This is a genomic window from Actinomycetota bacterium (assembly GCA_036280995.1).
GTDB lineage: Bacteria > Actinomycetota > CALGFH01 > CALGFH01 > CALGFH01 > CALGFH01.
This window is the reverse complement of the sequence record DASUPQ010000860.1, coordinates 1-5,739: the sequence shown is the minus strand read 5'-3', so window position 1 is coordinate 5,739 and position 5,739 is coordinate 1. Positions and strand designations below refer to the sequence as shown.

At 71.5% G+C, this 5,739-nt stretch carries 5 protein-coding genes; 4 read left to right on the top strand and 1 reads right to left on the bottom strand.

The genetic code is table 11. The features are described 5' to 3' along the window. From VF468_28885 to VF468_28870, 4 genes are all read left to right on the top strand, one after another. A partial coding sequence (locus tag VF468_28885; protein HEX5882303.1) for a YncE family protein occupies positions 1–1,177 on the top strand: 1,177 nt, incomplete at its 5' end. A gap of 5 nt (positions 1,178–1,182) precedes the next feature. Further along, entirely contained in the window at positions 1,183–1,911 is a 729-nt protein-coding gene (locus tag VF468_28880) for an HAD family hydrolase (GenBank protein HEX5882302.1), read from the top strand. 115 nt (positions 1,912–2,026) lie between these two features. Next, a complete protein-coding gene (locus tag VF468_28875; GenBank protein HEX5882301.1) occupies positions 2,027–2,419 on the top strand; it encodes a DUF485 domain-containing protein in 393 nt (130 codons plus the stop codon). After that, positions 2,416–4,041, top strand: coding sequence for a cation acetate symporter (locus tag VF468_28870; protein HEX5882300.1), 1,626 nt, complete (start codon positions 2,416–2,418; stop codon positions 4,039–4,041). The genes VF468_28875 and VF468_28870 overlap by 4 nt, the downstream gene beginning before the upstream one ends. On the opposite strand, the gene VF468_28865 is transcribed toward VF468_28870, so the two are convergent. Beyond that, on the bottom strand, positions 4,022–5,739 hold a 1,718-nt coding region (locus VF468_28865), incomplete at its 5' end, for a sulfatase-like hydrolase/transferase (GenBank protein HEX5882299.1). The two genes, VF468_28870 and VF468_28865, sit on opposite strands and share 20 nt — an antisense overlap.

Genomic DNA, 5,739 nt, shown 5'->3' with positions numbered 1-5,739 from the left:
CCGGCTCTCGATCCGGCCCGCCGCCGGCGCCCCCCGGCAGGCCCGGACCCCGTGGAAGGGAGCGCTGGCCGGCGGCGAGCTGGAGCTGACCGTCACCCGGGCCGGGTACAACCGCCTGGTCCAGCGGGTCACCCTCGACCGCCACCGCGCCCTCGACCTGTGGCTCGACCCCAAGGGCCTGCTCCACCACAAGCTGGGCGAGCTGCGCAGCGGCTCCAACCCCAAGCAGGTGGCCTTCTCGCCCGACGGCCGCGAGCTGTGGGTGTCGCTGCTCGGCGGGCGGGGCGTCGAGGTGTTCGACGCCCGGACCATGCGCAAGCGCAAGGAGATCCGGCTCGGCAAGCACGGCGCCGTCGAGGTGCTGTTCACCGGCGACGGCCGCACCGTCTACGCCAGCCAGATGGAGACGGCCTCGGTCTGGGAGATCGACCGGCGCAGCTTCCGCGTCCGCCGCCAGCTCCCCACCAAGGGGAACTGGAGCAAGGTCATGGCCCTCTCCCCCGACGAGCGCACCCTGTACGTGGCCAACTGGGTGTCGAGCGACATCTCCGAGATCGACCTGGGCAAGGGCCGGGTCCGGCGGCTGCTGAAGACCGTGCGCACGCCGCGCGGCCTCTGGCCGACCGCCGACGGCCGGCGGCTGTACGTGGCCGGGTTCGAGAACGGCGACCTCCAGCGGATCGACCTGGCCAGCGGCAAGGCCAAGACGCTGCTGCGCACCGGCGGGGCCATGCGCCACCTGGTCGGCGACGCCGAGGGCCGGCGCCTGTACGCTGACGACATGGGGACCAACGAGGCGTTCGTGGTCGACCTGGCCAGCGAGCGGGTCGGCAAGCTGGCCACCACCGACAACGTGCCCAACACCATCGACCTGACCCCCGACGGCCGGGTCCTGTACGTTTCCAACCGGGGCCGCAACGGCGCCTCCTACTACCTGCCCGGCCCGGAGTGGGGGTCGGTGCTGGCCATCGACACGGCCAGCGGCAAGGTGCTCGACGCCATGGTCGGCGGCAACCAGACCACCGGGCTGGACGTGTCGGCCGACGGCCGGCTGCTGGCCTTCTCGGACTTCCTCGACAACCGCATCCACATCTACGCGGTCCCGCCGTACGCGGCGCTGGCCGCCGGCGGAGGCGGCCGGGCCGCCGCCCACCGGGCCGAGCTGGCCAAGCGGTAACCCGGGTGCGCCGCCTGGTCCTCTGGGACATCGACGGCACCCTGGTCCAGGCCGGGGAGGTCGGCCGCGACATCTTCACCGAGGCCTTCCAGGCGGTCGTCGGGCGGGCACCGGACCAGGTCGCTGCCAAGGCGTTGGCCATGGCCGGGCGGACCGACCCGGAGATCGCGCTCGAGTTCCTGGCCGCCCACGACATCGCCGAGGGCGCGACGCACCTGCCGGCGTTCAGCGAGGCCCTGGTGACGGCCCTGGCGGCCAAGGCGGCGGTGATCCGGGAGCGGGGCCGGGCCCTGCCCGGGGCCCGGGAGACCCTGGCCGCGCTGGAGCGCACCGACGGCGTGGTCCAGTCCCTGCTGACCGGCAACGTGCAGCCCAACGCCCTGCTCAAGCTGGCCAGCTTCGAGCTCGACGGCTACCTCGACTTCGACGTCGGCGGGTTCGGCTCCGACCACCACCACCGGCCCAGCCTGGTCGAGGTGGCCCGGGCCAAGGCCGAGGCCAAGTACGGGACGGCCTTCGAGGGCACGGCCACCGTGCTGGTCGGCGACACCCCCCTGGACGTCGCCGCCGGCCGCGCCGGCGGGGCCAGGGTGGTCGCGGTCGCCACCGGCCCCTACCGGGTCGAGGAGCTGGAGGCGGCCGACGCCGACGCCGTCTTGGCCGACCTGCGCGACACCGGCGCCGCCCTGGCCGCCATCCTCGGCGGCGACGTGGACGAGCGGGCGGCCGGCTAGCCCAGTTCTCGCCGGAGCGACGCATATTTCCCATCGTCGCCGGGTAGGTCGCCAGTGCTCGATTTCCGGTGCTCACGCGCCCGACGGCGGGCGCTCCGGAGCAAGGAGGGCTCGCATGGCCAACGACGACCGTCGTCAACCGTCGAGGTCGCCCACCACCGGCCGGATGCCGGCCGAGGAGGCGGTGACCGCCACCGAAGCCGTCGGCAAGGACCCGGAGATGGTCGAGCTGGAGCGCCGCCATTCGCGGTTCGTCTGGCCGGCCACCGCCTTCTTCCTGGTCTACTACATGGCCCTCAACGTCCTCGCCGGGACCTCCCCCGGCCTGATGGGGCGCAAGCTGTTCGGCGAGTTCACCTTCGGCTACCTGTTCGCCCTCTCGCAGTTCGTGATGGCCTTCGTGGTCGCCTGGGTGTACGCGCGCTGGGCCGCCCGCCGCATGGACCCGCTGGCCACCGACCTGCGCGAGAAGCTGCACGACCAGCAGATCAAGGAGGCGGCCAAGTGAGCGACCAGGCGCTCTCCCTGACCCTGTTCGTGGTCTTCGTCGTCATCACCCTGGGCATCACCATCTGGGCGTCGCGGCAGACCAAGACCGCGGCCGACTTCTACTCGGCCGGACGCCGCATCACCGGCTGGCAGAACGGCGTGGCCATCTCCGGCGACTACATGTCGGCGGCCAGCTTCCTCGGCATCGCCGGGCTGATCTCGCTGTTCGGCTACGACGGCTTCCTGTACTCGGTGGGCTGGCTGGTCGCCTACCTCACCGTGCTGCTCCTGATCGCCGAGCTGCTGCGCAACTCCGGCAAGTACACGATGGCCGACGTGCTCGCCTACCGGATGCGCCAGCGGCCGGTGCGGTCGGCGGCCGCGCTGTCCACGGTCGGGGTCTCGATCGTCTACCTGATCGCCCAGATGGTCGGGGCCGGCGCCCTGGTCAAGCTGCTGCTCGGCCTCGAAGGGGACGCGGCCGCCATCCTGGCCATCGCCGGGGTCGGGGTGCTGATGATCGTGTACGTCACCTTCGGGGGGATGATCGGGACCACCTGGGTCCAGATCGTCAAGGCGGTCCTGCTGATGGCCGGGACGGTGCTGCTGTCGTTCCTGGTGCTGACCAAGTTCGGCTTCTCGATGAACAAGATGTTCGCCGACGCGGCCACGGCCAGCGGCAAGGGCGACGCCTTCCTGGCCCCCGGGCTGCGCTTCACCTCGACCATCGAGCTGGTCTCGCTGGGGCTGGCCCTGGTGCTGGGCACGGCCGGGCTGCCCCACATCCTGATCCGGTTCTACACCGTGCCCACCGCCCAGGCGGCCCGCAGGAGCGTCATCTGGGCCATCGGCATCATCGGCAGCTTCTACATCCTGACCACCTTCCTCGGCTTCGGCGCGGCCGCCCTGGTCGGCCAGGAGCGCATCAAGGAGGCCGACGCGGCCGGCAACATGGCCGGGCCGCTGCTGGCCCAGACGGTCGGCGGGGGCGAGGGCAGCTTCGGGGGCGACCTGTTCCTGGCCTTCATCGCGGCCGTGGCCTTCGCCACCATCCTGGCCGTGGTGGCCGGGCTGACCATCACCGCCTCCTCCAGCTTCGCCCACGACTTCTACGCCAACGTGATGCGCCGCGGCCAGGAGCGGGACGAGGCGGCCGAGGTCCGGGTGGCCCGCATCACCGCCCTGGTCATCGGGGCCATCTCGATCGTGCTGGCCTCGTTCGCCCGCGGGCAGAACGTCGCCTTCCTGGTCGGGCTGGCCTTCGCCGTGGCCGCCAGCGCCAACCTGCCGACGATCCTGTTCTCGCTCTACTGGAAGCGGTTCACCACCAGCGGGGCGGTGGTCGGCATCCTGGTCGGGCTGATCGGCTCGCTGCTGCTGGTGGTCGTCGGTCCCAACGTGATGGGCCCCAAGGGCCTGATCTTCACCGACTCCGAGCCGCTGTTCCCGCTGGAGAACCCCGGCATCGTCTCCATCCCGCTGGGCTTCGCGGCCGCCTGGCTCGGCACCATGCTGTCCCGGGAGCCGGCCTCGGAGCAGATGTACGAGGAGCTGCGCGTGCGGGCGCTCACCGGCCTCGGGGCCGAGGAGGCCGAGGCGGCGCCGGCGCGGAAGCCCGCCGCTACTCGTCCGTCAGGCTGATCGGGATCAGGCGAGGGCTGCCGCCGCTCCGGTCGACGATGTAGACCTGGAGCTGGCGGTGGCCGTCGCCGGCCTTCCACAGGAAGTCCGGGGTGATGGCGGCGAACTTGCCCGCCGCCTCATCCGGACGGGCCGGGAACAGCCGGGACTCGCCGCCGATCTTGCCGTTGACGGTCACCAGGACGGTGCTGCCGTCGGGGGGCAGCGGCGAGGTGAGCTGGCCCGAGACCAGCGCCGGGACCTTGCCGGAGCCGGGCTTGATCTGGTTGTACTGCTTGAAGTCGTCCAGGGTCGCGGTGGCCTCCTGGTCGCCGGTGACCGGGCCGACGGTGGCCGGGTCGCCGTAGATCAGGTCGGCGGCGGCGCCGTAGCGGTACAGCCCGCGCACGCCCTCCGACGCCCGGACCAGGGAGTCGGTCTCGCCGGCCAGCACCGTCTTCCAGTTGGCGGGCCCGTCGCGGGTCTCGCGCCGCCCGGGGATGTCGAACCACCACTTCTCGGTGCGGGTGCGGGTCGACTCGCCGGTCTGGTCGACACCCTCCATCTTCCAGGGCACCTTGATGTTGGCCAGGCTGGCGATGGTCGGGAGCAGGTCGACCTGCTCCCAGTTGCGGTCGTCGGTGACGCCGCTGTCCTGGTTGGGGGCCTTGATGAACTGCGGCACCCACATCAGGTCGGGGGCGTTGGTCTTGCCCAGGCTGCGGGGCTTCTCGCCCGGGACCCAGCCCTCGCCGTGGTCGGCCCCCATCACCACCACCGACTTGTCCCACATGCCCTCGGCCTTGAGCTTGTCGATGACCTGGCCGACCAGCCCGTCGGTGTAGGCCAGCTGGAGCAGGTGCCGATGATGGGCCAGGTCGACGATCGGGGCCGGCAGCTGGTCGCTCTTGAAGGCGCGCCCGAAGGTCTTGAAGTTGTACTCGTTGCCGGACGGCAGGTAGCGCCAGGGGGTGTGGGGCAGCAGCAGGTGCAGGAAGTGCAGGGTCGGCCGGTCGCTGTCCTGGAGGCCGGCCAGGAAGTCGTTGAAGCGCGACGGCTGGTTGAGCCGGAGCTGGTTGAAGCGGAACTGCGGGTCGAGCGGCTTGCCGTCCTTGGCGGCGCTTTCCTCGCCGGCTGTCTGGTCGACGAAGGAGCCCGGGTCGACGGCGGCGTCGTACGGCGAGACGATCTCCTTGAAGACCCGGGCCGAGTCGCCGAGGACGGCCCGCAGCCCGGCCCGGTGGAGGCTGCCGGCGGTGGAGCGGCACTGGCTGGGCGGGCAGAGCTGGCTGATGGTCTCGTACACCTTGAGGTCGTAGTACTTGCCGAACAGCGTGAGCATGTTGTCGGGGTACTCGGTCCAGGAAGGGGCCTTGACCTTGGCCGGGTAGTTCCCCGTGAGCATGGCCGGCATGGCCCAGGGGGTATAGCCGGCCACCCCGGTGGCGTTGCGGTACCAGGTCGACTGGTCGGCCAATTCGGCGAAGTTGGGATAGACGCGCCGGTCGATCTGGCCCTTGGAGTCGAGCAGAGAGCTGAGCGGGAACTCGTCGAACATGATCATCACCAGCGGGGGCTGCCGGCCGGTGGCCGCCGCCGGGGCCTGGCCGGCCGAGGCCTCGGCCCGCGCCGGCAGCACCAGCTTGGAGGTCGGCGACATCAGCAGGAAGACCAGGGCGAACACGACCGGGGCGGGGGCCAGGTAGCGCAGCCACAGCC

Bases quoted from the DNA above. Each gene is read 5' to 3' on its own strand.
- VF468_28875 (HEX5882301.1), top strand. From the start codon at position 2,027: ATGGCCAACGACGACCGTCGTCAACCGTCGAGGTCGCCCACCACCGGC.